This is a genomic window from Rhizobium sp. BT-226 (assembly GCF_025847085.2).
Classification (GTDB): Bacteria; Pseudomonadota; Alphaproteobacteria; order Rhizobiales; family Rhizobiaceae; genus Rhizobium; species Rhizobium sophorae.
Genome location: NZ_JAOYTI010000003.1, coordinates 780,238 through 804,508, shown reverse-complemented (window position 1 = coordinate 804,508; position 24,271 = coordinate 780,238). Strand labels below are relative to the sequence as shown.

Genomic DNA, 24,271 nt, shown 5'->3' with positions numbered 1-24,271 from the left:
GACAAAAACTTATGCGACGCTAATTTTTTATGCCGTTGAAACATCGGGACTGCAAGGGCAATCTCGGGAAACTCTCGCATAAGGGGTTCTGATGCTAAACAAGCTCCCATCTTCCATTTCTGCCCTTCTCGACGCTCGTGCCAACGGTCACTCTCTGCCGGCCGGCCTTTACGTCAGAGAAGACGTGTTCGAAGCAGACATCGACGTCTTCTTCCACAATCACTGGATTTGTGTCGGTCTCGACTGCGATGTCCCCGAACCCGGTGACGCCACGGTGATCGATATCGGCAAGACGAGCCTGATCCTTCTGCGCGACGACGACGGAGACATTCGCGTCCTGCACAATGTCTGCCGCCATCGCGGCTCCCGCCTTCTCGATCCGGGCAAGACGATCGTCTCAAAACTCGTCTGTCCCTATCACACCTGGACATACGAACTGACGGGTGAGCTCAGCTACGCGCCTCACATGGGCAAGGACTTCGACAAGGAGTGTCGGAGCCTCAAGCCCGTCACTTTCAAGTCGATCGGCGGACTGATTTATGTCTGCCTCTCCGACAATCCACCCGAGGACATTACTCTCCTCGAACAGGCCATGATCGAGCGCCTCGCCCCCTACGACATCCGGAACGCAAAGATCGCCTTCCAAACGGATGTCATCGAGGATGGCAACTGGAAGCTCACGATGGAAAACAATCGCGAATGCTACCATTGCTCCGCGAACCATCCGGAGCTCTGCGTCTCCTTCGTCGATCTCGACTTCGGCTTCGACCCCGAGACGCTGAGCCCGGAGGATCGCGAACAGGCCGAGGAGCATTTCAGGCTGTATGAGGAGCGGACGAAGGCGTGGGAGTCCGACGGCTTCCCCTCGGCGGCGGTCGAGCGGCTCGCCGACTGCGCCACCAACTTCCGCACCCAGCGGCTGATCATCGCCGGCGCTGGCGAATCCCAGACCCACGATGCCACCGCCGCATCCTCCAAGCTTCTTGGGCACATGACCCGCAAGGATCTCGGGGACACGCATCTTTGGGGCCACAACAGCTGGAACCACTTCATGGGCGACCATGCCGTGGTGGCAACCGTCATTCCGCTCTCGGCGGGCAAGACGCTGGTCCGAACCAAGTGGCTGGTCCACAAGGACGCCGTCGAAGGCGTGGATTACGATCTCCACAAGCTGACGGATGTCTGGGTGGCGACGACGGACCAGGACGCCGATCTTGTCGCGCGCTCCCATGCAGGCGCTCTCGACCCGGCCTATCAGCCAGGCCCCTACTCCCGCTTTTCCGAGACGAACCTCGACAAGTTCGCCAGCTGGTACATCGATCGGATGCGCGCCCATGGATACTAGGAGCCCGCAGATGCCCGCAGCCAGGGCCGCCCTTCACGACCTATGGAACCCTGAAGAAGACGACGCGCTCGTCTGCCTTGATGTCCAGCAGGAGACCCATGACGTCAAGACCTTCACCTTCGCATCGCGCGAGGGCAAGCGGTTCGCGTTCAAGGCAGGGCAATACTTTCTCTTCGACCTGGAACACAATGGAGCGGCTGAAAACAGGTGCTACAGCATCTCGTCTTCGCCGCATCGGACGAACGCCTTCTCCGTGACGGTGAAGCGCGTTCCCGGCGGCAAGATCTCCAACTGGCTTCATGACACCCTAGTTCCCGGGGCGACCCTCAAGGCGAACGGGCCGCTCGGCCACTTCGTCAGGCCCGAGACGTCGGGACGTAAGCTTCTGCTGTTGTCGGGCGGCTCCGGGATTACTCCCGTCATGTCGATTCTGCGGGAACTCGTCGACGGTTGCGAACCCGCCGACGTCGTCTTCATGCATGCCGGCCGGACGCCGCAGGACCTGATCTTTCGCGACGAACTGGCCTGCATCGCCCGCAGGCTGAAAGGCCTTCGTCTCCATTTCCTCCCGGAGACCGTGGCCGGCGAGCCGTCCTGGCCCGGTCTGACCGGCCGTATTTCGAAGGACTACATGCGGCTTGCGGTTCCCGATATCACTGAGCGAACCGTGATGTGCTGCGGCCCCGCCCCGTTCATGGCCGCCGCGCGCGGCATTGCCGCCGAACTCGGCGTGCCCGGCTCGAACTACCTGGAGGAAAGCTTCGACGCCGCGGTCATCGACGAACCCGAGATCCCCGCGTTTCAGGAGGCGGCTGCCAAGGTCTTTCAGGTCACCTTCTCGAAGCAGGCCCGCAGCATCGACGTCTCCGGCGACCAGAGCGTGCTCTCTTGTGCAAAGAAGTCAGGCGTCAGGATCCCGTCGTCCTGCGCGAATGGCGTCTGCGGCACCTGCAAGTCGAAGCTTACGTCAGGCACGGTCGACATGAACCACAATGGCGGAATTCGTCAGAGGGAAATCGACGCCGGCTTCTTCCTGCCCTGCTGCTCCAAGCCGCTCAGCGATCTGGTCATCGAGCGCTGAGCGCTGGGTACGCACCACCCGAGGAACCTACTTAGACGTTGCGGGATTGCGCGTTCAGTGCGCTCTCGAAGCGGCCGCGCGATGCTGCGAAGGCGTTTGCCCGAATGTGCGCTTGAACGTTCTCGTAAACTGCGAGGCGTTTTCGAAGCCGACATCCAGTGCGATCTCGATCAGCGGCGCCTTCGACTGGGCAAGGATCGACTTCGCCCGCTCCATTCGGACGCGACTATAGGCCTTGGCTGGAGACATTCCTGTCTTGTCGATGAAGATTCTCTCCAGCTGCCGTCGCGAGAGTCCAACCGTAGAGGCAAGCTTCTCGATCGACATGCTGCCGTCGACGAACTGCTCCATCGTGATCATCGCCGCCTTGACGCGGGCATCGTCATAATCGTCATAGAGCGGGCGCCGGGGTTGGACGTCCGCTGCTGCGCGGGCGCGCTCGATCTGCAGCACCTCAAGTGCGTTTCGTTCGGCATCGCGGCTGATGTATTTCCTGACCAACAGCGCGGCCATGTCGGCGGCGCTGCTGCCGCCGGCGCAGGACCCACGCTGGCGGTCGAGATTGAAGAGCCGGTCGGAACGCACGTTGAGATCGGGGAAACGCTCCCGGAACTCCTTGTAGTGCAGCCAGCTCACACAGGATTCATGCCGCTTCATCAGGCCCGCCGCGGCAAGAATGAACGTACCGGTGCACACGCCGATCAGCGGCACCTTCTTGGCATCCGCCTGCTTGAGGAAAGCGATGGTCTGCTGGTCGACGGGATTTTCCACCGTCAGCAGGCCGCCGACGACGACGATGTAATCGAAGCGCGACGGGTCGACGAAATCCGACGTCGGCGCGACCTGGACGCCGCAACTCGCCGTGATCAGGTGACGCGTGCTGCCGATCACCTGCCAGTCGGCAAGCACCCTGCCGGAACGATCCTGTTCATCGCTGGCAAGCCGCAGCGTGTCCACGAAGAGCGCGAAAGCCGACAGCGTGAACGATCGCGCCAGAACGAAACCCACCTTGAGCCGGGCAGCGGGCTTCGCGGCGCCGTCTGCCTGTCGATGCTGCCCGGGTCGCATAGTCATCTCATCACCGTTTCTGAATGCATTCAACGAATCTGAAAACCGTGCGCCAGCGGATCACGATCGTCAACGAAAATGGTGTTGTGGCCGATGACGCGCGCCCAGGCTCCGATGCTTGGATAGCGGCGGTTTTGTCGGGGAGCGCCGGCTCGGCGCTCCCCGACATCGATCACGCGGCCAGGACGCCGCTCTTCTTGGCGACCCAGGTTGCGATGTAGTCCATAAGGCCAGGGTTTAGGCAATCGTAAGGCTCGAGGCCGGACGTCCTCAACTGCGCCCTGACGGCATCCATCTTCGCGGGGTCGAAGCCGCTTTCGATGATCGACGACACGAAGGCAGCAAAGCCCGGCTTCGCCCAGCCGCCTTCCTGGAAGCGCTCCGGATGGACGAAGGACAATCCCTGGAACGCATGTTCGCGCTCGACCGGACCATACATATGCACGCCGCATTCCTTGCAGGCATGGCGCTGGATCAGGGCGGCGGAATCGACGACGGCGAGCTTGTTGCTGTTCTCCAGCACTTCGACGCTTTCGGTCGGCGCGACCGCCACGACCGAAAAGACAGCGCCCTCGGGCTTCCAGCACTTCGTGCAGCCGCAGACATGATTGTGGGCAATGTCGCTCTTGATCCTGACCTTCACGGGGTTGCTTGCGCACTTGCAGACGAGCGTCCCGCCTGCGAAAGCAGCGTCAGTCGCCCGAAAGCCTGAATCCACTGCCGGATGTATGGCTATGCTGGTCATGGGTTTCTCCTCCCCTTCTGGGCCGTTTGCGATATGCCCGGCCAAGCTCTGCAATCAGTCTCCCAATCTCCGCGCGTGCCAGCGCAGATGGTCTTCCATGAATGTCGAAATGAAGAAGTAGGAGTGGCCGTAGCCTTCCTGCATGCGAAGCCGCAGGCTGATGCCGGCCGTCTCGCAGGCTTGCCTAAGCTCCTCGGGGCGCAATCCATCCTCCAGGAAGCTATCCGCCGTCCCCTGGTCGACGAGGAATTCCGGGAACCGGTGCCCGTCTTCGATCAGCGAGCAGGCATCATATGCCCGCCAGGCCGTCTCATCCGATCCGAGGTATTTCCGGAATGCCGGCCTTGACCAGCCGGAGACCGAGGGACGGCTGATCGGCGCGAAGGCCGAGCAACTGCCGAAGCGTTCGGGATTCTTGAGCGCAATCGTGATCGCGCCGTGTCCGCCCATCGAGTGACCGAAGATCCCCTGTCGCGTCATGTCGACCGGAAACTCTGCGGCGATAAGCTTCGGCAATTCATCGACGACGTAGCTGTACATCCGATAGTTCTTTGCGAATGGCGGCTCGGTGGCATCGACATAAAAGCCGGCGCCCTTGCCGAACTGCCAGTTATCCGGTTCGTCCGGGACGGCATCGCCCCGCGGACTGGTGTCGGGGCAGACGACGATCATGCCGAGTTCTGCGGCAAGACGCCGATACTCTCCCTTTTCCATGACGTTCGCATGGGTGCAGGTCAGACCGGAAAGGTACCATAGAACCGGCAGCTTCCGCGCTTTGGCCTGCGGCGGCAGGAATACCGCAAAGGTCATGTCGCAGTCGCAAGCGTCTGAGCGATTGACGTAAACGCCCTGGGTGCCGCCATGAGAATTTTCGATCGAGATCGTCTTCATGGCTCAGTACACGACCACGCCGCGGATGCTTTCGCCCTTGTGCATCAGCTCGAAGCCCTTGTTGATGTCTTCGAGCGGCATGGTGTGGGTGATCATCGGATCGATCTGGATCTTGCCCTGCATGTACCAGTCGACGATCTTCGGCACGTCGGTGCGGCCGCGCGCGCCGCCGAAGGCGGTGCCCATCCAGTTGCGGCCGGTAACCAGCTGGAACGGACGGGTGGAGATTTCCTGGCCGGCGCCGGCAACGCCGATGATAATGGACTTGCCCCAGCCGCGGTGGCTCGCTTCCAGCGCCTGGCGCATCACCTTGGTGTTGCCGGTGCAGTCGAACGTATAGTCGGCGCCGCCGATCAGGTCGCCGTGGCGCTTCGTCAGGTTGACGAGATAGGGCACGATGTCGTCGCCGACCTCCTTCGGATTGACGAAGTGCGTCATGCCGAACTTCTCGCCCCATGCCTTGCGGTCAGGGTTGATATCGACGCCGATGATCATGTCGGCACCGGCAAGCTTCAGACCCTGAAGCACGTTGAGGCCGATACCGCCGAGCCCGAAGACGATGGCCGTTGCGCCCATCTCGACCTTGGCGGTGTTGATGACGGCGCCGATGCCGGTCGTGACACCGCAGCCGATATAGCAGATCTTATCGAACGGCGCGTCGGGATTGACCTTGGCAAGGGCGATCTCCGGCAGCACGGTGAAGTTCGAAAAGGTCGAGCAGCCCATATAGTGATGGATCTTGTCCTTGCCGATCGAGAAACGCGAGGTGCCGTCCGGCATCACGCCCTGGCCCTGGGTCGCGCGGATCGACGTGCAGAGATTGGTCTTGCGCGAGGTGCAGGAATAGCATTCGCGGCATTCCGGGGTGTAGAGCGGAATGACGTGGTCGCCCTTCTTCACCGAAGTGACGCCAGGGCCCACATCGACGACGATGCCAGCACCCTCATGGCCGAGAATGGCCGGGAAGAGGCCTTCCGGATCGGCGCCCGACAGGGTGAAATCATCGGTGTGGCAGATGCCCGTCGCCTTGACCTCCACCAGCACTTCGCCGGCCCGCGGGCCCTCCAGCTGAACGGTCATCACTTCGAGCGGTTTTCCTGCCTGAACGGCAACGGCGGCGCGAACGTCCATTTTGATATCCTTCCTCTTAAATTGAATTCTGATGCTGCATATTCGGATCGACCGGGTTCTCGCCGATCTGCTTCGCTGCGTTATCGCCGAGACTTCAAGCTCTGGCGTTCGCGCTTTTCGTTCATCTCGGACCCATTGTCGCCAAGGACCCCATCACGTCTCCCGCTCAATCTGGCACCAGACCGCCAGCAGCGGCCGAGCTGTGCATCTTATCGCGAAGGATTGCCCGGCGTCGTTCGCAAAGACCGTGCCGATACCGGCGGAGAACCACTCGGAATCGCCAAGGCGGATTTCGCCCGGCGAAAGCAGAATGAAGGCGCGGGGCTGCGTCTGAACATGATCGGGAAATCTTGTGTAGCGATCCATATAGATCACGCCGACCCTGAGATCGGCGCGTTCCTCCATACCGCCGGGACCGACCAAGACCGCATGGGAGTGCGTATTGCCAAAATTCAGGCTTGCGAATGGACCGGAGCGGCCGCGTCTCCAGAGCAGCTTATCGGCGAGACTCTGGAACTGGCCGGCGATCGCCTCGTATTTCCGTCCCGATTTTGCAAGATGGCCGATGGCGTCATCCAGCCCTTCGGGCGCGCCGGGAAGAGGCCCGCCCTCCGGACGCACTTTCCCGGTCTTGAGCAACCTCTGGAGAACTTTGCCCGCGACGAAACTGGCGACGGCAGGAGCCTCCGCCGACAGCATCAGGCCGCCGACATCATTGAGGAATTCCTGCAGCGGCCGCGAACGTCTTTCCCTCCCGATGTCGTGCAGCCGTATGTATGCCGGCTTCTCGTCATCGTTGAGAAGAAGGTCGGCACCAGGTTTGATTGGACGTCCCACGACGCGCGCCACGTTCGGTCTCCCCCGCTAGAGCGCCTTTTGCAATTCCGGCAGGGCGTCGAAGAGATCGGCGACCAGTCCGTAGTCGGCGACTTGGAAGATCGGCGCCTCCTCGTCCTTGTTGATGGCGACGATCACCTTCGAATCCTTCATCCCGGCCAGATGCTGGATGGCACCTGAAATGCCGCAGGCGATGTAGAGCTGCGGCGCCACCACCTTACCGGTCTGGCCGACCTGCCAGTCGTTCGGCGCATAGCCGGCATCGACGGCCGCACGCGATGCACCGACGGCGGCCCCGAGCTTGTCGGCGAGCGGCAGGATGACTTCCCTGAACTTCTCGGCCGAACCCAGCGCCCGGCCGCCGGAGATGATGATCTTGGCCGAGGTCAGCTCCGGACGATCGGAGGCCGACAGCGCATCGCCGACGAAGGTCGAAAGCCCCGGATCGGAAACCGCCGGGATCGCCTCGACGGTAGCTGAGCCACCCTCCGGTGCAGAGGCGAAGGAGGCGGTGCGCACGGTGATCACCTTCTTGGCATCGCTCGCCTGTACCGTCTGGATGGCATTGCCGGCATAGATCGGCCGCTTGAAGGTATCGGCAGAGATCACCTCGATGATCTCCGAGACCTGGGCAACATCGAGCAGGGCTGCCACCCGCGGCAGCACGTTCTTGCCGACCGAGGTGGCGGCAGACAGGATCGTGTCGTAGCTACCAGCCAGCGAGACGATCAGGTCGGCCAGCGGTTCGGCCAGGTTGTTGGCGAGTTCGTCGCTTTCGGCGAGCAGCACCTTGGAGACGCCGGCAAGCCTGGCCGCTTGTTCGGCAGCAGGCTTGGCCGCCTTGCCGGCAACGAGAATGTGGATGTCGCCGCCGATCTTTGACGCTGCCGTCAGCGCCTTGGCGGTCTGGTCGGAAAGGCTTGCATTGTCGTGGTCAGCCAGAAGAAGAATGGTCATGATGATGGCTCCTGTTCCAACCTGATTACAGCACACCGGCTTCGTTTTTGAGCTTGTCGATGAGTTCGGCGACCGACTTGACCTTGACGCCGGCCTTGCGGCCCGACGGCTCCTCGGTCTTCAACACCTTCAACCGCGGCGTGGTGGAGATACCGAAATCATCAGGGCTCTTCTTGTCGAGCGGCTTTTTCTTCGCCTTCATGATGTTCGGCAGCGAGGCATAACGCGGTTCGTTCAAGCGCAGATCGGTGGTGACGACCGCCGGCAGCTTGATCTCGATCGTCTGCAGGCCGCCATCGACTTCACGGGTCACGGTTGCCTTGCCATCCCCGATCTCGATCTTCGAGGCGAAGGTCGCTTGGGGCCTGCCCAGCAGTGCTGCCAGCATCTGGCCGGTCTGGTTGCTGTCGTCGTCGATCGCCTGCTTGCCGACGATGATCAGGCCGGGCTGTTCGGCATCGGCCACAGCCTTCAAGATTTTGGCGACGGTGAGCGGCTCGATCTGATCGTCGGTCTCGACCAGGATCGCCCGGTCGGCACCCATGGCAAGGGCGGTGCGCAATGTCTCTTCGGCCTTGGCCGGACCGATCGACACCACCACCACTTCCTCGGCCTTGCCGGCTTCCTTCAGCCGCAACGCCTCTTCCACCGAGATCTCGTCGAACGGGTTCATCGACATCTTCACATTGGCAAGCTCGACACCGGTGCCATCCGGCTTCACCCGGATCTTCACGTTGTAGTCGACAACCCGTTTGACTGGGACGAGTATCTTCATGGGCAACCCCCCTTTATTTCTAAACTGCTGGCCGTTCGGCAAGTAATGCCCAGAAGGCGAAGAGCGGCGTGTCGAGCGACCTCATGGCATGTCTGATGCCAGGGACATTGTAGAAGGATCCGCCGATACCTGGCGAGAACCAGTCTCCCTCCCCCTGCTGGAACTCTCCCTCGGACAATACGAGGTAGACCTCCTCTGGCGCATGAACGTGGTCGGGATAGCGCACCTGCGGCGCCATCAACGTCACGCCGATCCACAGGTCGCTCCGCTCCTCCAATCCTCCCGGGCCGATGATCATCGCATTGGCATGTCCATCGACAAAATTGTCGCTGGCCGTGTGGTCATACTTGGTGCGCCGACGCCATTCAAGCATTGGCTCGATGCCTTTGAAGCCGTCGATCAATCGCGTCAGCGAAGGATAGGACGTATCGATCGAGAGCGCCACATCAAGCTGAGCGCACACGGGCAATCGGCTTCCCTCTCCCGCCCGCGCGGCTCCCGGGCGCTCGAGCGCCGCAAAAATCTGACGGACCGAGCGACGGGCTTCCGGGGCCTTGGCGAACTGGTCAAAAGCCATGAAAGCCGCATCCACGAAAATCTGCAGGCCTTCATTGCGTAAACTCATGTCATTACCTCCGGAGACGATCGGCCGGCAAGCGGTCCGCTCTTGCGATCAGATATCTTTCGCGATGCGCAGCCCGTCATAGATGGCGGCATGCGTGTTGCGTGCGGCGACCGCATCGCCGATCCGGAACAGCTGGAACTGGCCTTCGGGATTGCGAATGACGGACTGGGGTTCTCCGGAAAGAAGCTGGTCGTGCGATATCTCGCCGAGATTGCTCGAGCTGGGTTTCAGCTCGAAATAGAGCTCATCGAGCGGAATGGTCCCATGATTGACGACGATCTGGTCGAAGCTGTGCTGCCTGGCAATCCCGCCGTAATCGCTGCCGACATGGGCGACGAGCTGGTTGCCGCTCTTCTCGACGGCTTCGAGGCGGTAGGTGACGGTGAAGGTCACGTCATGCTTCTGCAGCGACCGCATATAGGGCACCAGGTTCATGGCCATGACCTCGGGCGCGAAGGACCGGTCCGGTGTCATGATCTCGACCTTGGCGCCTGCCTTGGCGAGAAACTCGGCTGCCTGAAGGCCGGCATGGTCGCCGGCATCGTCGAAGATCAGCACGTTGGTTCCAGGCTTCACGTCGCCGGAGATGATGTCCCATGACGAGACCACCAGCTCGTTGCCGTTGGCGAGAACCTCGGTATGCGGCAAGCCGCCGGTCGCGATGATGACGACATCGGGGTTCTCGGCCTCGATGGTATCGGCTTCCGCCCAGGTGTTGAAGTGGAAGGTGACGTCGTATTTCTCGCACTGGCTCATGCGCCAGTCGATGATGCTGATCATTTCCCTGCGGCGCTCGCTTTGGGCGGTAAGGCGGATCTGACCGCCGGGATTGTTCGCCGCTTCGAAAACGACGACCTTATGGCCGCGTTCTCCGGCGACGCGCGCCGCTTCCAGACCGGCCGGGCCGGCGCCGACGATGACGACCTTTTTCTTGGTGTCTGCCCTCGCCACGATATGCGGCATGGTCAGTTCGCGGCCGGTGGCGGCATTGTGGATACAGAAGGCGGCCCCGCCCTGGTAGATGCGATCGAGACAGTAATTGGCGCCGACGCAGGGACGAATATCATCCTCCCGCTTTTCGATGATCTTGCGGACGATATGGGGGTCGGTCATGTGGGCGCGGGTCATGCCGACCATGTCGACCTTGCCGGAGGCGATCGCGTGGCGCGCGGTGGCGACGTCAGGGATTTTCGCCGCGTGGAAGGTCGGAAAGTTGGTTGCGGCGCGAATTTCGCCGGCGAAATCGAGATGCGGTGAATTCGCCATGCCCTGGATCGGGATCACGTCGGTGAGGCCCGCATCGGTATCGATATGGCCGCGGATCACATTCAGGTAATCGATGAGGCCGCTTTCCTTCAGGCGCCTAGAGATTTCGAAGCCTTCGGCCTTGCCAGTACCGCCCGGAAGACATTCGTCGGCGGTGTAGCGCACGCCCAGAATGAAGTCGTTCCCCACCCTTTGCCGGATCGCCTTGAAGACATCGAGACAGAAGCGCAAACGGTTGTCGAGCGAGCCGCCATAGGGACCGTCGAGCTCGTTGGTGAGCGGAGACGTGAACTGGTCGATCAGGTGGCCGTAGGCTTCCAGCTCGACGCCGTCCATGCCGCCCGCCTTCATACGCTCGGCAGCATCGGCGAAATCCTTGATGATGCGCTCGATGTCCCAATCTTCCATCTTCTTCGGGAAGGAGCGGTGGGATGCCTCGCGCTGATGCGACGGCGCCACGACCGGGAGCCAGTCGCCCTTGTCCCAGCGCGTGCGCCGGCCGAGATGGGTGAGCTGGATCATGATCGCCGCCCCCTCTTCATGCACGGCGTCGGTCATTTCCCGGATCCAGGGCACGATCTCGTCCTTGTAGGCGAGCAGGTTGTTGAAGACCGGCGGGCTGTCCCTGGAAACCGCGGCCGAGCCGGCCGTCATCGTCAAGGCCACGCCGCCCTTTGCCCGCTCCACTGTATAGGCGCGATACCTCTCCTTCGGCATGCCGTCTTCCGGATAGGCCGGTTCGTGGGAGGTCACGATGATACGGTTGCGCAGAGTCAAATGCTTGAGCTGATAGGGCTGAAGAAGGGGATCGTTCGACATGGGCCGTGGTTCCGGATTAAAACGTCAGAGGAACGCTAAGCACAATGTACATACGTGTCAATATTGAAAACATTTGGGTCGCCATTTTCGACACTCATGTACATTTTTCTTGTGCGCGGCTTGATAATTTGATAGGAGATAGCCCATGGATCAGGCTTTGAACGACACTGGCTGGCGCGGATCACAGGAGGGATGGCTGGAGGCAGCTTACCACTCGCTGCTGGATTCCGGCGTGGATTCGGTGAAAATTCTACCGCTGGCGAAGAAGCTCAACCTCTCGCGCACGAGCTTCTACTGGTTTTTCAAGGACCGTGAAGAGCTGCTGGCCGGGCTCGTGGCGCGCTGGCGCGACAAAAACACCGGCAACATCGTCAAGCAGTCCGAAGCCTACGCGGAATCGCTCGCCGAGGCGATGCTCAACGTCTTCGATTGCTGGCTCAACAACGATCTGTTCGACGCCAGATTCGAATTCGCCGTGCGCAGCTGGGCGCTGCAGTCCGACGAGATTCTCGCCGAGGTCCGGCAAGCCGATCAGCTTCGGCTGGAAGCGCTGAAGCGGATGTTTATCCGGTTCGGGCTACCAGAAGCGACATCAGATGTCCGAGCGCGAACAACTTACCTGGTGCAGATCGGATATATCTCCATGCAATCCAAGGAGGAACTCGCCGTCCGCATGAAACGGATTCCCGAATATATCGCGATCTACACCGGCGAAGTGCCGCAGCAGAGGGAGCTCGATCGCTTCTTCTCTCGGCATGGCTACAGGCCGGGTTAGGGAAGGCCGGGATGAGCGTTTCCTTGAGGATCGGCATCATTGGCGGCAGCGGTTGGCTTGGCGGAGCGATCGCCGGCTCGATCCTTGATGCCGGCTTGGTCGAACCTCGAAATCTCTCCCTCTCCTATCGCAGCGAGCAGCCGCGCCGTTTCCCGAATTCTTTTTTGACCACCGACAATCAGGCGCTTGCCGACCGCTCGGACGTGATCCTTCTCTCCGTCCGCCCTGATGACTGGCATGCTCTTGATGTCGATGCCGGCGGCAAGCTCGTCATCTCGGTCATGGCGGGCATCCGCCTGGGCGCACTTTCCGAGCGCCACAAGACCGGTCGCGTCGTCCGCGCTTTGCCGAACGCCGCCGCCGACGTGGGCAAGTCCTATACGCCGTGGATTGGCGCGAGCGATGTCACCGAAGACGACCGGGCGCTCGTCCGCGCGATTTTTCAGGCATGTGGATCTGAGGACGAGGTCGCAAGGGAAAGCGACATCGATTACCTCACAGGCCTTTCCGGGTCCGGACCGGCATTGCCGGCACTGCTCGCGGCCGCCATGATGAGCGACGCCATCGCAAATGGCCTGCCGGCGGAGATTGCGCGCCGCGCCGTCAACACGGTGATCACGGGCGCCGGCCGCTTGCTGGAGCGCCGCGACGAATGTCCCGATGACGTTGTTCAAACCTTTGTCGGCTATCGCGGAACCACTGCGGCGGCCATCGAAGGCATGCGCGCGGCCGGGTTCGACGCTTCGGTTGCGGAGGGACTATCGGCGGCATTCAAGAAATCGGTGAGTATGGGAGACGTTTCCTGACAACCGTTGGAGCGGGTCCTGCGGCGCCCCGCTCGGCAAAATCGGCCGCTAAACAGAGGGAACGAGAATGAAAAAACTACTTGCATCGACATGTCTGACGTTCGGCCTGATCGGCGGGGCATCTTTCGCCAGCGCCGCCGAATGCGGCACTGTCACGATTGCCAGCATGAACTGGCAGAGTGCGGAGGTTCTCTCCAACCTCGACAAGTTCATCCTGAACGAAGGTTATGGCTGTGAGGCCGAAATCACCGTCGGCGATACGGTCCCGACGATTACCTCGATGGCCGAAAAGGGCCAGCCGGACATCGCACCGGAAGCCTGGATCGACCTGCTGCCCGATGTCGTCAAGAAAGGAACGGAAGAAGGCCGGATCGTCCAGGTCGGCTCTCCGCTGCCAGATGGCGGCGTCCAAGGCTGGTGGATTCCCAAATATCTGGCCGATGCCCATCCCGACATCAAGACCATCGGCGACGTGCTGAAGCATCCGGAACTCTTCCCTGATCCTGAGGATCCGAAGAAGGGCGCCATCTACAACGGACCGCAGGGCTGGGGCGGCACCGTGGTGACCACGCAGCTCTTCAAGGCCTTCGAAGCCGAGAAGGCCGGCTTCACCCTCGTCGATACCGGTTCGGCTGCCGGCCTCGATGGGTCGATCTCCAAGGCCTACGAACGCAAGGAAGGCTGGGCCGGCTATTACTGGGCGCCGACCGCGCTGCTCGGCAAGTATGAGATGGTCAAGCTGGAAGCCGGCGTGCCGAACGATGCCGCCGAATGGAAGCGCTGCAATACCGTCGCCGATTGCCCCGACCCGAAGCCGAATGCATGGCCGGTCGACAAGATCGTCACCCTGGTTGCAAAACCTTTCTCGGAAAAGGTCGGGCCTGACGTCATGGACTACCTGACGAAGCGCTCCTGGAGCAACGACACGGTCAACAAGCTCATGGCGTGGATGACCGACAACCAGGCGACCGGCGAGGACGGTGCCAAGCACTTCCTCAAAGAAAACAAGGACCTCTGGACCAAATGGGTCTCGCCTGAGGCAGCCGCGAAGATCGAAGCTGCTCTCTAGAACAGGATGATTTTAGGCCTGTTCGGCCTAAAATCTGAATCCTGTTCTAAGCTAAATAGTGAGAGCATGATGTCGTCCGAAAACCGCTCACACTTTTCGGCATCATGCTCTAGCACCGACTACCGCGGTGCGCTTAATGCGCACCGCCTCTCGCTGCCGATAAAATCAAAAAGACTGCCACGGCTCTTTGAAGAAAAAAGGGGAACCGAATGGAATGGTTTTATAAATTCCCGCATATGGATGACGATGCCCTTCGCAATCTGAAGAAGGCGATCGATGACGGTTTTCGCGCATTTACCCGCAGCTATGGCGACGCGATCGAAAGCCTCTTCTCCCCGCTGCAGCATTTCCTGATCGCCGCCGACCGCTTCATGACGCAGACGCCGTGGCCGATCATTACGGCAATCATCCTTGTCATCGCATGGTTTGCGAGCCGCAGCCTGAAGATCGTCCTCGGCTGTCTCGTCACGCTGCTGTTGATCGGCTATTTCGACATGTGGGACGATACGATGCGGACGGTCTCAATGATCTTCGTCTGTACCGTGCTCTCCATCGCCATCGGCATTCCGATGGGGATATTGATGGCGCGTTCCGACCGGCTGCAGCGCATCATCAATCCAATCCTCGACGTCATGCAGACCATGCCGAGCTTCGTCTATCTGATCCCTGTCGTCATGCTGCTCGGCATCGGCAAGGTGCCGGGACTGATTGCCGTGGTCATCTATGCCATCCCGCCGATGATAAGGCTGACCGACCTCGGCATCCGCCTGGTCGACAAGGACGTGCTCGAGGCGGCCGATGCGTTCGGAACGTCGAGCTCGCAGAAGCTGTTCAAGGTCCAGTTGCCGCTGGCGCTTCCCACCATCATGGCCGGCATCAACCAGACCATCATGATGGCGCTCGCCATGGTCGTCGTCGCTTCGATGATCGGCGTCCAGGGCCTTGGCCAGCCGGTTCTGAAGGCCATCGCCAACCAGTACTTCACCCTGGGTATTTTCAACGGCCTTGCCATCGTCGGCATTGCCATCATCTTCGACCGGGTCAGCCAGGCGTATGGCAAACGGCTCCAGAAGCATCGGGAGATCGTCCATGGCTGATCAACGTTTCGGCGGCATCAAGATCCGCCACCTCTACAAGATCTTCGGTCCCAATCCTGGCGCTCATGTCGATGCCGTCAAAAAGGGATTGTCGAAGACCGAGCTCAACGAAAAGCACGGCCACGTGCTCGGCCTGAAGGATATCAATGTCGAGATACCCTCGGGCCGCATCCAGGTCATCATGGGCCTTTCGGGGTCGGGCAAGTCGACGCTCATTCGCCACATCAACCGTCTGATCGATCCGACCGCCGGCGAAGTGCTTGTCGACGGCGTCGATGTGGTGAAAATGAACGAGACCGAATTGCGGACGTTTCGCCGGCACCAGACGGCAATGGTGTTTCAGAAGTTTGCGCTTCTGCCGCACCGGAACGTTCTCGACAATACTATCTTCGGCCGCGAAGTGCAGGGCATGGAGCGCTCGAAAGCCGTCGACGTCGCCATGGGCTGGCTGGAGCGGGTCGGCCTGAAGGGCTTCGAGAGCAAATATCCCAACCAGCTATCGGGCGGCATGCAGCAGCGCGTCGGGCTGGCGCGAGCCCTCTCGAACGATGCGCCGGTTCTGCTGATGGACGAGGCCTATTCGGCGCTCGACCCTTTGATCCGCACGGATATGCAGACGGTCCTTCTCGACATTCAGAAGGAGATCAAGAAGACCATCGTCTTCATCACCCACGATCTCGACGAAGCCCTTCGGCTGGGCGACCAGATTGCGATCCTGCGCGATGGCGAAGTCATCCAGCAAGGCACCAGCCAGGACATCGTTCTGCGTCCGGCCGACGCCTACATCGCCAACTTCGTCAAGGAGGTCAATCGAGGCCGGGTCATCCAGGTCGATGCCGTCATGACATCCTTGCATTCCAGTGCGGTGCCAGGCGGATTGACGATCGCATCAGGCACGACCGTCGAAGACGCCGTCCGGATCCTGGCATCGGCGGCGCACGACGATGCCAGAGTGGTTTCACCATCCGGGGAAGCCTTGGGGCTTGTCACCTTCCGCCAGCTCGCGGGCGCAATGGTAAACTCGCAGGAGGTGGCTCCCCGACGCGACAGCGCCCTCTCGGTCGCACTTTGACGCTCCAAATGCGGCCGCCTTTCCGTTTCGTTGGCGAGGCACGTCGCCATCTCCGGAACTGGGATGTCGGCCGCCCGACGCCGGGGATCACGATGTCAAAACTCTTACCGCGTCTGTTTTTCGCTGATCGGCCTGCGCGGGCGCGGCGAGCATCGCGGAAACAGAGAGTCTTGACGTCGACATAGGCGTGTTGAGAAATCATTGCTCAGTTCAAAGAAACGAACGCATCGCGCCCGGCGGCATCATGCCGGCGTTCCATCTTTCGTGCCAAATGAGAAACTAAAGATCTCTATCCACTTTGCGCAGTTCATTGCGCGGAACAGGCGGCTTCAGCGGCGCTGGTTCATATACATTTTGCGCAAGATCAGTCCAGACTGCGTCACGAAAAGCCGATTGGCCGACAAAATCGGGACCCGACAATTGCTCCATAGCTAAGGAACAGTAAGATGAAACCCGACCAAGACCATGATGGTTTGCGGTCCCAAAGCCAAGCCCGTCCATCCCATCACCCCCCAACAGGATGGAAGGGATCGTACATACGCGCTCCATCCCGTGCGTATGCCTGCATGCCTGTCGCCTGCCGAAGGCCCTCTTTAAGCGGTCCACTAAGAACCTTCGGCGGGCGACTGCGCGGCTTCGAATGGGGCGTTCTCCATAGACTTCAGAATGATGTGCATCTCGGCAAGATCGCCGCCGTTAATTCTGTGTCGTGGCGGATACAGGCGTAGATTCATTCCTTTAGCGTAATCGTTTTATCAGCGGGTTGTCATCATAACCGGCAGCTTGACGTCTTGCCTATTCCAGCGGGTCCTGTCAGCTCCTGTCGTCTGGGCGACAAATCTGCGCTGGATGGGAACGATCGATAATGCATTCACCGGGTTGGTCTTTTTGACGCCCGCCACGCCCGAATTCGGACTGCATCGGCTGCCGAAAGCCGCTGGTGTCGATGCCGATGCCGCCCGGAAATCCACCGGCTCGCCGGCAAGCCGCTTCACTATAAATTATAATCATCTAATATACAGGCATGCTCCGCTCATCCAGACCGTCTGCGGTCTCTGATGAAGCGCCGCGGCAGGGGACGACCATCCATGACGACCGGCAAGGCTGGCAGAGGTACGCGCACAAATCCGACATTCGGGTCGGCCGCGCGTCGCGCTGGCACCTACGAGCAGTGGAAAAGAGCACACCGAAACAGCCAGATCGAACAATGGGAGCAGCATGACTGAAAATAGCCCTGCCCCATTTTCATTTCGGTTTAGTGGTTCGTCCTTCGACAACATGGTCGAAACGCTGGGCGGCGCTTTTGGCGCATTTGATGCCGAGCCCGTCGGCCGCGCCAAGGACTTCCATTGGGGGCTGGATTTCTCCGTCTGTGACAAGGCCGTCCTGCTCACCGGCTATCATGAGGCGGAGTTTCAGTTCAATATCGAGCCGACCGTCGATACGTCGGAGTATCTGTCGATCGTCGTGCCGCGTAGCGGCGGCATGGGGGTCACTTATGGATCCCGCATCGCCGAGGCCGGGCAAGGAAAATTGCTTCTTTATAACAATTTCGAGCCCGACAGCGTCATCATGCATGGGCAATCGAACGTCATCGACGAATTGCTGATCAACTGGCCCGTCATCCTGCAGACGATCGGCCAGACGTTCGAAATGCCGTTCAGCGGCTCCCTCGACCTGTTGCCCGAACTAGATCTGTCCAAGCCGGAAGGCCGGCTGATCAGCAATCTTACGGAGACAATCATCTCAGGCATGCGCGACGATGGCCCCTTGCTGCAGTCGCCGATCGCCATGGCGCATATGACGCAGGCGCTGGCCGATCTGGTCGTGCGCCTGGTACCGCACCGGCTGTCGCATTTCCTGGAGAACGGCCCCGCCCTGATCGCGCCCCGGCATGTCCGCAGGGCGATCGAATTCATGCACGCCAATATCGATCAACCGATCACCATGACGAAGGTGGCGGAAGCCGCCGGCGTCTCCAGCCGGGCGCTCGAAACCGGTTTTCGTGCCTTCAGGGGAACCTCTCCCGCCGCCTATCTGCTGACCCTTCGTCTGCGTGCGGCGCGCCAGGATCTGCTCGATCCCGAGAGCAAGGAGACCATGAAGGCCATCTGCCTCAAATGGGGCTTCTTTCATTTCGGCCGGTTTTCCGCAGTCTATAAAAACACATACGGAGAATACCCTTCCGACACCAGGAAGCGCGTGATCCGGCGATAATGCAAGGGGTTTAGGTCTCGTCACCCGGCGGCAATGTGTAATACACTCTCATCGTCCTCAAATCCCGCTTGACGATCTGCAGCACGCCCTCGCGTTCCGCCAGGGCGTTGAGTTCCCTCAGCACGAGAGAATGCGCGATCCCGAGCATGCGCGCAAAGGTGCGGCTGTCACGCGCAATCCCCAATTCCGCGGCGACCAGAAGACCGGCCTGTATGGATGTCAGCCTGATATCCCTGCCTTGCGCCGCAGCGACAAGGGCAAGAAAGCGATCGACGTCGGACGCCTCTTCGCTCACACGGCTTTTCGCCGGCGGAAGGACACCATGATCGATTTCGAGGTGGGCGTATCGCTTTCCCTACCTGCGCTGCCAAGCGGCACGAGCACGTTCAGTTCGGGATAGTAGCCCGCGATGCTTCCTCGCGGAATGTCATACGGCACAAAGCGGAAATCCGCTGCGATGCGCTCGATACCGTCATCATGCTCGCCCACCACGTCGACCCGGTCACCAGCCTTGGCATTCATCGCCTTCAGGTCGGCGGGATGAATGAAGATGACCTGTCGTTCCCCGTAAACGCCGCGATATCGGTCATCGAGACCGTAAACCGTCGTATTGTATTGATCGTGCGATCGGAAGGTCTGCAGGGCGAAACGCCCCTCGCCCTTTCGCGCCTGCTGATGCACCGTTTCCTCCGGAAGCGCTTCCGAAGAGAATGACGCCTTGCCTGCCGGCGTATGCCACTCCCGATGGGCGGCCGTATTGCGCAGGTGAAAGCCGCGCGGCTTGCGCAGGCGCGCATTATAATTTTCGAAGCCTGGAATGGTCGCCTCGATATGATCGCGGATGCGGTCGTGATCATCGGCAAGCTCTGCCCAGTCGACCACGGTGGAGCCGACCGTCGCTTGCGCAATGCCGGCAATGATGGCGACTTCCGAGAGGAGATGCGGCGAAGCCGGGCGATTGATGCCGGCTGACCCATGCACCATGCTCATCGAATCCTCGACGCTTATGAGCTGGGAGTTGCCCGCCGTGTTCAGATCCATCTCGGTGCGCCCGAGGCACGGCAGGATGAAGGCCGTCTCGCCGGGCATGAGATGCGAATGGTTGGGTTTAGTGGCGATGTGCACCGTCAGCTTCAGCCGCCGCAGCGCCTTTTCGACGAGTGCGCTGTCGGGGGTGGCGCGGGCGAAATTGCCGCCAAGCCCGATGAAGGCCTCAGCCGAGCCATCGAGCATCGCGCCGATCGCGGCAAGGACATTGTGGCCATGTTCGCGGGGAACGGTGAAGCGGAAGTGCTTCTCCAGCGCATCAAGGAAATCGTCCGACGGCTTTTCGTTGATACCGACGGTGCGGTCGCCCTGCACGTTGGAATGGCCTCGAACCGGGCAAAGGCCGGCACCGAGCTTGCCGATATTGCCGCGCAGGAACATGAAGTTGGCGATCTCGCGGATCGTCGCCACGGAATGCAGATGCTGGGTCACACCCATCGCCCAGGTGCAGATGACCCGCTCGGCGTTGATGTAGACATCGGCCGCCCGTTCGATCTCCTGCCGGCTCAGTCCCGACTGGTCCTCGATCTCGGCCCAGTTGGTCGCCTCGACCGCTGCCCGGTATTCCGCAAATCCCGCGCAGTGTTCGGCGAGAAATGCATGGTCGAGAACGGAGGGCAGACCGGCGGCGACGGCTGCGTCTTCCGCAGCCAGCACAGCCTTTGCCATCCCGCGCACCGCGGCCATGTCGCCGCCGAGCTGCGGCTGCAGATAAAGGCTGGCGATATCGGTCGAACCGCCGCGCAGCATCTCGACCTTGTCTTGCGGGTCGGAGAAACGCTCCAGGCCGCGTTCGCGGATGGGATTGAAGACGACGACACGCGCGCCGCGGATCGCCGCCCGGCGCAAGTCGCCGAGCATCCTCGGATGGTTGGTGCCCGGGTTCTGCCCGATCACGAAGATCGCGTCGGCCTCTTCGAAATCCTCCAGCAACACGGTACCCTTGCCCACACCGACCGCCTGACGCATGGCAATGCCGCTCGCCTCGTGGCACATGTTGGAGCAGTCGGGAAAATTGTTGGTGCCGTAGACGCGCACGAACAGCTGGTAGAGGAAGGCCGCCTCGTTGCTCGCCCGGCCCGACGTGTAGAATTCCGCTCGGTTGGGATGGTCGAGCCCCTTGAGAATGGCTCCGATTTCGGCGAAGGCATCCTCCCACGCGACCGGCAGATAGCGGTCGCTCGCCGCGTCGTAACGCATCGGATGCGTCAGACGGCCGTTCAGTTCCAGTTCGTAGTCCGTCAGCTGACGAAGCTGCGACAGCGTGTTTTCCGCGAAGAAGGCAGGCGTTGCCCGCTTCTCCGTCGCCTCCCAGGCGACGGCCTTCACGCCATTCTCGCAGAACTCGAACGACGATCCGTGCTCCGGATCGCCCCAGGCGCAGCCCGGGCAATCGAAACCATCCGGCTGGTTCGCCTTCAGCATCGTCCGCGCCCCTGAAATGGGCATGCCGCTTTGAAGCAACTGCTTGCCACAGCTCTTCAAAGCGCCCCAGCCGCCGGCTGCCGCCGATTTTTTACCAATGAATTTTGTGTCCATGCGCCCTGTATTGCCGAAGCGAGGAAAACATCAAGGCCGCGCTGGCGATGGCTCGATAGGAAAAACCTATCAAAGGTCTAGCCGACGCCCTTCATGGCATGCCGTTCCTCAGGCGAATGTGCCAGGATGCGATTCCGGCCTTGGGTCTTGGCATCGTAGAGCGCGGCATCGGCCTCGGTCAGGAGGCGGCTCGGGTCGATCCTCAGGGTGGCTCCCGTCGCGCAGGATATGCCGATGCTGGCGGTCACCCGTCCGAATTCGCTGCCGGAATGAACGATATTCTCCTGGCTTAGGAGACGGGCGAATTGCTCGGCAACGATCATTGCCCCTTTCGCACTGGTAGCGGGGAGCAGAACCACGAATTCCTCTCCGCCGTAGCGTGCGACGATATCTGCCGGACGGCTTACGGACTGGCGCAGACACTTGCTGACGACCCGCAGGCATTGGTCTCCGGCGGGATGACCATAAGTGTCGTTATAGGCCTTGAAGCGGTCGATATCGACCATCAGAAGGCTGAACGACGTGTTTTTCCTGGCGCTGCCTGCGGTCTCGCGCGCGAAAGCTTCGTCGAAGGCCCGGCGATTGACCATGCCGGTGAGCCCGTCGGTCTCGGCAAGGGACTTCAGCTGCTCCGCCGACAGCCGCAGCGCGATTTCCGCCTGCTTCGTCGCGGTGATGTCCGAGACGACGGCCATTGCCGTGCCGTCTTCCGCAAGCCTTGTCCGGATGCTGCGCCAGTCGCCGTTATAAAGCTGAACCTCTTCGTCCTTGTTGCTATGCAACGTGGCGCTGGCGGCCTTGATCCACTCTTCGCGGTCATTGTCCGGAATGCCGGTACGCTCGCCGGTTTCTGCAATGCGGCGAAGGATGTCGCTGATATGCGCGCCAACCACGCGGGCGTCCCCGGATAGCGGAAAGGCAGTGCGGTACTGGTCGTTGCAAAAAACGAGGAAACCCTTGCTGTCGTACATGGCGATGCCATCGGACATGCCGGCCATCGCATGTGACAGCAGGTTCTTGCTCTTGCGCAATTCCCGCTCCAGGGCAGTCCGCTCCGTCACGTCACGCGTGACGCCGGCAAGGCCGATCACCCGTCCCTGCCTATCCTTCAGCGGCACCTTGGAGGCGAGCAGGTATCTGTCTTCGATACGCTCGACGGAGTCGATCAGGGGCACCCCGGTGTCCATGACCTGCTGTTCGAGATAATAAAATTCTTCGGCGCGCGGCCGCGATATAAGATTGAAATCCGACAATCCGGTCATCTCCGCCGTGGTTCTGAAACGAAAAAGGCGGCTCATATTTTCATTGACGGTGATGAACCGGCTGTTGCGGTCTTTCACGTAGAGGTAGTCGGGCGACTGCGAAAACGCGGTCACCAAGATGCTTCGCTCCAGCTCCCATTGCTGCGTCTTCAGCAGAACGAAGCCACACAGAACCGTCGCCAGGCAGTTCAAAACGGTCATAGGAAAACCGATGATGGCCAATACGCGGGCGTGCACTAGGGTGGGAAGCACCGCCATCAAAACGATAAGTGCGGCGCCGAGCGCGAGGCTCAGCAGCGCAACGTCCATCAGCTCGGGAGATCTCTTCCGGATCCAGGCATTGGCAGCCAGGCCAATCCCGGTCGCGACAGCAATTGCGATCAGGCCATCGATCATGGCCGTGCCGCCGACACAGAAGCGGAAGACCATCGCCAGCGACGCCGCAAAGGCTGCCGCGATCGGTCCGCCAAACATGCCCGCCAATGCAAGCGGCGAAAAGCGGATGTCGATATAAATGCCGGGATTGAATTCGACGGCCAGCAATATCGATCCGATGGAGGCACCGCCGGCTATGAGTCCGAAGGCGATTTTTTCCTGTGTGACCGAACGACTCTGAAATTGAATCGAGAAATGCGCCCAGAGCGAAATCGCCAGGCACACGAATGACAGGTTGCCACCGAATTGCGTCCAGATGCCATTCACCGCGTTGGATCCACCTTCCAATACATGTACCGAACCAATCATAGGGCAACACTGGTTTGAGCTTCGTTAAATCAAAGACCTATCAGGCCATATTCGTTCGCAAACGCGTCTCCAGGCCGGCCGGCAGCAATGCGACGACAGGAAAGCGAGCGTCAGGCACGACGATGAGCTATGGGCAGAGAGGCCCGCTGCCAGAATGACGACATCAGAAATACGCGAAACCGGCATTGAAAAATCATGCTCCAGGACGGCAGGAGACATCATCCTGATCGAGCGCCGGCCTTCCCAGGCAGACCGCCGCCGCCAGGAACTTCATCTGACCGAGGCGGGACGCGCCATGCTCGCACAGGCGCGCAAGCTGATCGACACGCACGAGCAGCGTTTCATCGACCTGTTTTCGCGCGATGAGATGGATGCGCTGCTGGCTGCGCTGAAGCGGATCTACAAGGGGAACTGAAACCCGTCGCTTTTCCCGGCGGGCCTGGGTTCAGACCCACTTGCCGCAGAGAAGCATCATGAGCGCTCCCGGCCCAAACCGGTCATAGGCTCCGAAAAAACTTAAATTTTCCACGACATCTCATGGATGAGAAGATGCCCAACGGGCTCCCGATTCACGAATTCCGCCTCAATGTGTTTTAGAACATGGCGCTGCCCAGCGAACGGCACCATCTCCATGGCCTCTGCAAATGACACCCACTGAAATTCGTTGTGTTCATCGTTGATAAAAACTGTCTGCTCGGCATCCACAACGCCGACGAAGACGGGCAGCATGCTGATGGCATTGCGATCAGCCTCATAAAATTGCTCGCAGATATCTGCGGAATAGAGAAAGTCGCAGATCAGGCCCGTCTCTTCACGGACCTCTCGCAACGCGGTTTCCCAGGCCTTCTCGCCGTCCTCGATGCCGCCGGCCACTTGGCACCACTCACCAACCAGCGTGTGATTTCGGCGTAAAAGCAGCACCTCATACCCAGCCGTTCTTTTGCGGATGACGACGACCGATACAGCAAAACAACGGATTGGAATTTCGGCCACTCGCCCTCTCCTCCAAAATGATCCTTTGCGTCGTCGGTTGGCATAACAGGAAATTCCGCAACGCGCATAACATCCGCTTCCGGCGCAAACCGGAAGCACGGATTGCGCAA

The 24,271-nt window shown here is 60.6% G+C and carries 21 protein-coding genes and 1 pseudogene; 9 read left to right on the top strand and 13 right to left on the bottom strand.

Annotated elements, in window-relative coordinates; translation table 11 throughout:
• Window positions 1-91: 91 nt before the first annotated feature.
• Complete coding sequence (locus OIU37_RS23340) at window positions 92-1,345, top strand: SRPBCC family protein (protein WP_171603688.1); 1,254 nt, start codon at window positions 92-94, stop codon at window positions 1,343-1,345.
• 10 nt (window positions 1,346-1,355) lie between these two features.
• Window positions 1,356-2,426, top strand: a complete 1,071-nt coding sequence (locus OIU37_RS23335; protein ID WP_171603687.1) for a hybrid-cluster NAD(P)-dependent oxidoreductase — start codon at window positions 1,356-1,358, stop codon at window positions 2,424-2,426.
• Between the two features lie 54 nt (window positions 2,427-2,480).
• Here the strand turns inward: OIU37_RS23335 and OIU37_RS23330 are convergent, their stop codons facing one another.
• From OIU37_RS23330 to OIU37_RS23290, 9 genes are all read right to left on the bottom strand, one after another.
• Window positions 2,481-3,494, bottom strand: coding sequence for a GlxA family transcriptional regulator (locus OIU37_RS23330; protein WP_171603927.1), 1,014 nt, complete (start codon window positions 3,492-3,494; stop codon window positions 2,481-2,483).
• Window positions 3,495-3,666: 172 nt separating this feature from the next.
• Window positions 3,667-4,239, bottom strand: a complete 573-nt coding sequence (gene gfa / locus OIU37_RS23325) for an S-(hydroxymethyl)glutathione synthase (RefSeq protein ID WP_171603686.1) — start codon at window positions 4,237-4,239, stop codon at window positions 3,667-3,669.
• Window positions 4,240-4,293: 54 nt separating this feature from the next.
• Window positions 4,294-5,130 (bottom strand): S-formylglutathione hydrolase, encoded by an 837-nt coding sequence (gene fghA / locus OIU37_RS23320; RefSeq protein WP_264258774.1) that lies wholly within the window; start codon window positions 5,128-5,130, stop codon window positions 4,294-4,296.
• A gap of 3 nt (window positions 5,131-5,133) precedes the next feature.
• Window positions 5,134-6,261: an S-(hydroxymethyl)glutathione dehydrogenase/class III alcohol dehydrogenase gene (locus OIU37_RS23315; protein WP_033183419.1), complete on the bottom strand. Its 1,128-nt coding sequence runs from the start codon at window positions 6,259-6,261 to the stop codon at window positions 5,134-5,136.
• 153 nt (window positions 6,262-6,414) lie between these two features.
• A complete protein-coding gene (locus OIU37_RS23310) occupies window positions 6,415-7,110 on the bottom strand; it encodes a dimethylsulfonioproprionate lyase family protein (protein ID WP_182209773.1) in 696 nt (231 codons plus the stop codon).
• 15 nt (window positions 7,111-7,125) lie between these two features.
• Complete coding sequence (locus OIU37_RS23305; protein ID WP_264258773.1) at window positions 7,126-8,055, bottom strand: electron transfer flavoprotein subunit alpha/FixB family protein; 930 nt, start codon at window positions 8,053-8,055, stop codon at window positions 7,126-7,128.
• A gap of 25 nt (window positions 8,056-8,080) precedes the next feature.
• The gene (locus OIU37_RS23300) at window positions 8,081-8,830 is read right to left on the bottom strand and encodes an electron transfer flavoprotein subunit beta/FixA family protein (protein ID WP_264258772.1); all 750 of its coding nucleotides are present in this window, start codon (window positions 8,828-8,830) and stop codon (window positions 8,081-8,083) included.
• A 19-nt stretch (window positions 8,831-8,849) separates the two neighbouring features.
• Complete coding sequence (locus OIU37_RS23295) at window positions 8,850-9,455, bottom strand: dimethylsulfoniopropionate lyase (protein ID WP_171603680.1); 606 nt, start codon at window positions 9,453-9,455, stop codon at window positions 8,850-8,852.
• A gap of 48 nt (window positions 9,456-9,503) precedes the next feature.
• The gene (locus OIU37_RS23290) at window positions 9,504-11,540 is read right to left on the bottom strand and encodes an NADH:flavin oxidoreductase (protein WP_264258771.1); all 2,037 of its coding nucleotides are present in this window, start codon (window positions 11,538-11,540) and stop codon (window positions 9,504-9,506) included.
• A 145-nt stretch (window positions 11,541-11,685) separates the two neighbouring features.
• Here OIU37_RS23290 and OIU37_RS23285 point away from each other — a divergent pair, with 145 nt between their 5' ends.
• The 6 genes from OIU37_RS23285 to OIU37_RS23260 all read left to right on the top strand — a co-directional run bounded on the left by OIU37_RS23285 (window position 11,686) and on the right by OIU37_RS23260 (window position 18,576).
• A complete protein-coding gene (locus OIU37_RS23285) occupies window positions 11,686-12,315 on the top strand; it encodes a TetR/AcrR family transcriptional regulator (protein WP_171376838.1) in 630 nt (209 codons plus the stop codon).
• Window positions 12,316-12,326: 11 nt separating this feature from the next.
• Window positions 12,327-13,121, top strand: coding sequence for a pyrroline-5-carboxylate reductase (locus OIU37_RS23280; protein ID WP_180697211.1), 795 nt, complete (start codon window positions 12,327-12,329; stop codon window positions 13,119-13,121).
• 67 nt (window positions 13,122-13,188) lie between these two features.
• On the top strand, window positions 13,189-14,190 hold the full coding sequence (locus OIU37_RS23275; protein WP_180697212.1) for an ABC transporter substrate-binding protein: 1,002 nt from the start codon (window positions 13,189-13,191) through the stop codon (window positions 14,188-14,190).
• A 209-nt stretch (window positions 14,191-14,399) separates the two neighbouring features.
• Entirely contained in the window at window positions 14,400-15,287 is an 888-nt protein-coding gene (locus tag OIU37_RS23270) for a proline/glycine betaine ABC transporter permease (protein WP_062941970.1), read from the top strand.
• Window positions 15,280-16,359 carry a glycine betaine/L-proline ABC transporter ATP-binding protein gene (locus tag OIU37_RS23265; protein ID WP_171603676.1) on the top strand — a complete coding sequence of 360 codons (1,080 nt, stop codon included), beginning with the start codon at window positions 15,280-15,282 and terminating at the stop codon, window positions 16,357-16,359. The genes OIU37_RS23270 and OIU37_RS23265 overlap by 8 nt, the downstream gene beginning before the upstream one ends.
• Before the next feature lie 1,218 nt (window positions 16,360-17,577).
• A complete protein-coding gene (locus tag OIU37_RS23260) occupies window positions 17,578-18,576 on the top strand; it encodes an AraC family transcriptional regulator (RefSeq protein WP_264258770.1) in 999 nt (332 codons plus the stop codon).
• Window positions 18,577-18,586: 10 nt separating this feature from the next.
• On the opposite strand, the gene OIU37_RS23255 is transcribed toward OIU37_RS23260, so the two are convergent.
• From OIU37_RS23255 to OIU37_RS23245, 3 genes are all read right to left on the bottom strand, one after another.
• Complete coding sequence (locus tag OIU37_RS23255) at window positions 18,587-18,871, bottom strand: hypothetical protein (RefSeq protein ID WP_171603674.1); 285 nt, start codon at window positions 18,869-18,871, stop codon at window positions 18,587-18,589.
• A complete protein-coding gene (locus OIU37_RS23250) occupies window positions 18,868-21,162 on the bottom strand; it encodes an FdhF/YdeP family oxidoreductase (RefSeq protein ID WP_264258769.1) in 2,295 nt (764 codons plus the stop codon). The genes OIU37_RS23255 and OIU37_RS23250 overlap by 4 nt, the downstream gene beginning before the upstream one ends.
• 77 nt (window positions 21,163-21,239) lie before the next feature.
• Window positions 21,240-23,168, bottom strand: coding sequence for a diguanylate cyclase (locus tag OIU37_RS23245; RefSeq protein ID WP_264258768.1), 1,929 nt, complete (start codon window positions 23,166-23,168; stop codon window positions 21,240-21,242).
• Between the two features lie 223 nt (window positions 23,169-23,391).
• Here OIU37_RS23245 and OIU37_RS23240 point away from each other — a divergent pair.
• Window positions 23,392-23,583, top strand: a pseudogene (locus OIU37_RS23240) (MarR family winged helix-turn-helix transcriptional regulator); the annotation flags it as partial.
• Between the two features lie 101 nt (window positions 23,584-23,684).
• On the opposite strand, the gene OIU37_RS23235 reads toward OIU37_RS23240, so the two are convergent.
• Window positions 23,685-24,161 carry an NUDIX pyrophosphatase gene (locus tag OIU37_RS23235; RefSeq protein ID WP_264258767.1) on the bottom strand — a complete coding sequence of 159 codons (477 nt, stop codon included), beginning with the start codon at window positions 24,159-24,161 and terminating at the stop codon, window positions 23,685-23,687.
• Window positions 24,162-24,271 lie beyond the last annotated feature (110 nt).

Coding starts and splice junctions, on each gene's coding strand:
- OIU37_RS23335 (WP_171603687.1), top strand. CDS start 1,356: ATGCCCGCAGCCAGGGCCGCCCTTCACGACCTATGGAACCCTGAAGAA.
- gfa (WP_171603686.1), bottom strand. CDS start 4,239: ATGACCAGCATAGCCATACATCCGGCAGTGGATTCAGGCTTTCGGGCG.
- OIU37_RS23285 (WP_171376838.1), top strand. CDS start 11,686: ATGGATCAGGCTTTGAACGACACTGGCTGGCGCGGATCACAGGAGGGA.
- OIU37_RS23245 (WP_264258768.1), bottom strand. CDS start 23,168: ATGATTGGTTCGGTACATGTATTGGAAGGTGGATCCAACGCGGTGAAT.
- OIU37_RS23270 (WP_062941970.1), top strand. CDS start 14,400: ATGGAATGGTTTTATAAATTCCCGCATATGGATGACGATGCCCTTCGC.
- OIU37_RS23260 (WP_264258770.1), top strand. CDS start 17,578: ATGACTGAAAATAGCCCTGCCCCATTTTCATTTCGGTTTAGTGGTTCG.
- OIU37_RS23250 (WP_264258769.1), bottom strand. CDS start 21,162: ATGGACACAAAATTCATTGGTAAAAAATCGGCGGCAGCCGGCGGCTGG.
- OIU37_RS23265 (WP_171603676.1), top strand. CDS start 15,280: ATGGCTGATCAACGTTTCGGCGGCATCAAGATCCGCCACCTCTACAAG.
- OIU37_RS23290 (WP_264258771.1), bottom strand. CDS start 11,540: ATGTCGAACGATCCCCTTCTTCAGCCCTATCAGCTCAAGCATTTGACT.
- OIU37_RS23340 (WP_171603688.1), top strand. CDS start 92: ATGCTAAACAAGCTCCCATCTTCCATTTCTGCCCTTCTCGACGCTCGT.
- OIU37_RS23295 (WP_171603680.1), bottom strand. CDS start 9,455: ATGAGTTTACGCAATGAAGGCCTGCAGATTTTCGTGGATGCGGCTTTC.
- OIU37_RS23315 (WP_033183419.1), bottom strand. CDS start 6,261: ATGGACGTTCGCGCCGCCGTTGCCGTTCAGGCAGGAAAACCGCTCGAA.
- OIU37_RS23280 (WP_180697211.1), top strand. CDS start 12,327: ATGAGCGTTTCCTTGAGGATCGGCATCATTGGCGGCAGCGGTTGGCTT.
- OIU37_RS23330 (WP_171603927.1), bottom strand. CDS start 3,494: ATGCGACCCGGGCAGCATCGACAGGCAGACGGCGCCGCGAAGCCCGCT.
- fghA (WP_264258774.1), bottom strand. CDS start 5,130: ATGAAGACGATCTCGATCGAAAATTCTCATGGCGGCACCCAGGGCGTT.
- OIU37_RS23305 (WP_264258773.1), bottom strand. CDS start 8,055: ATGACCATTCTTCTTCTGGCTGACCACGACAATGCAAGCCTTTCCGAC.
- OIU37_RS23275 (WP_180697212.1), top strand. CDS start 13,189: ATGAAAAAACTACTTGCATCGACATGTCTGACGTTCGGCCTGATCGGC.
- OIU37_RS23300 (WP_264258772.1), bottom strand. CDS start 8,830: ATGAAGATACTCGTCCCAGTCAAACGGGTTGTCGACTACAACGTGAAG.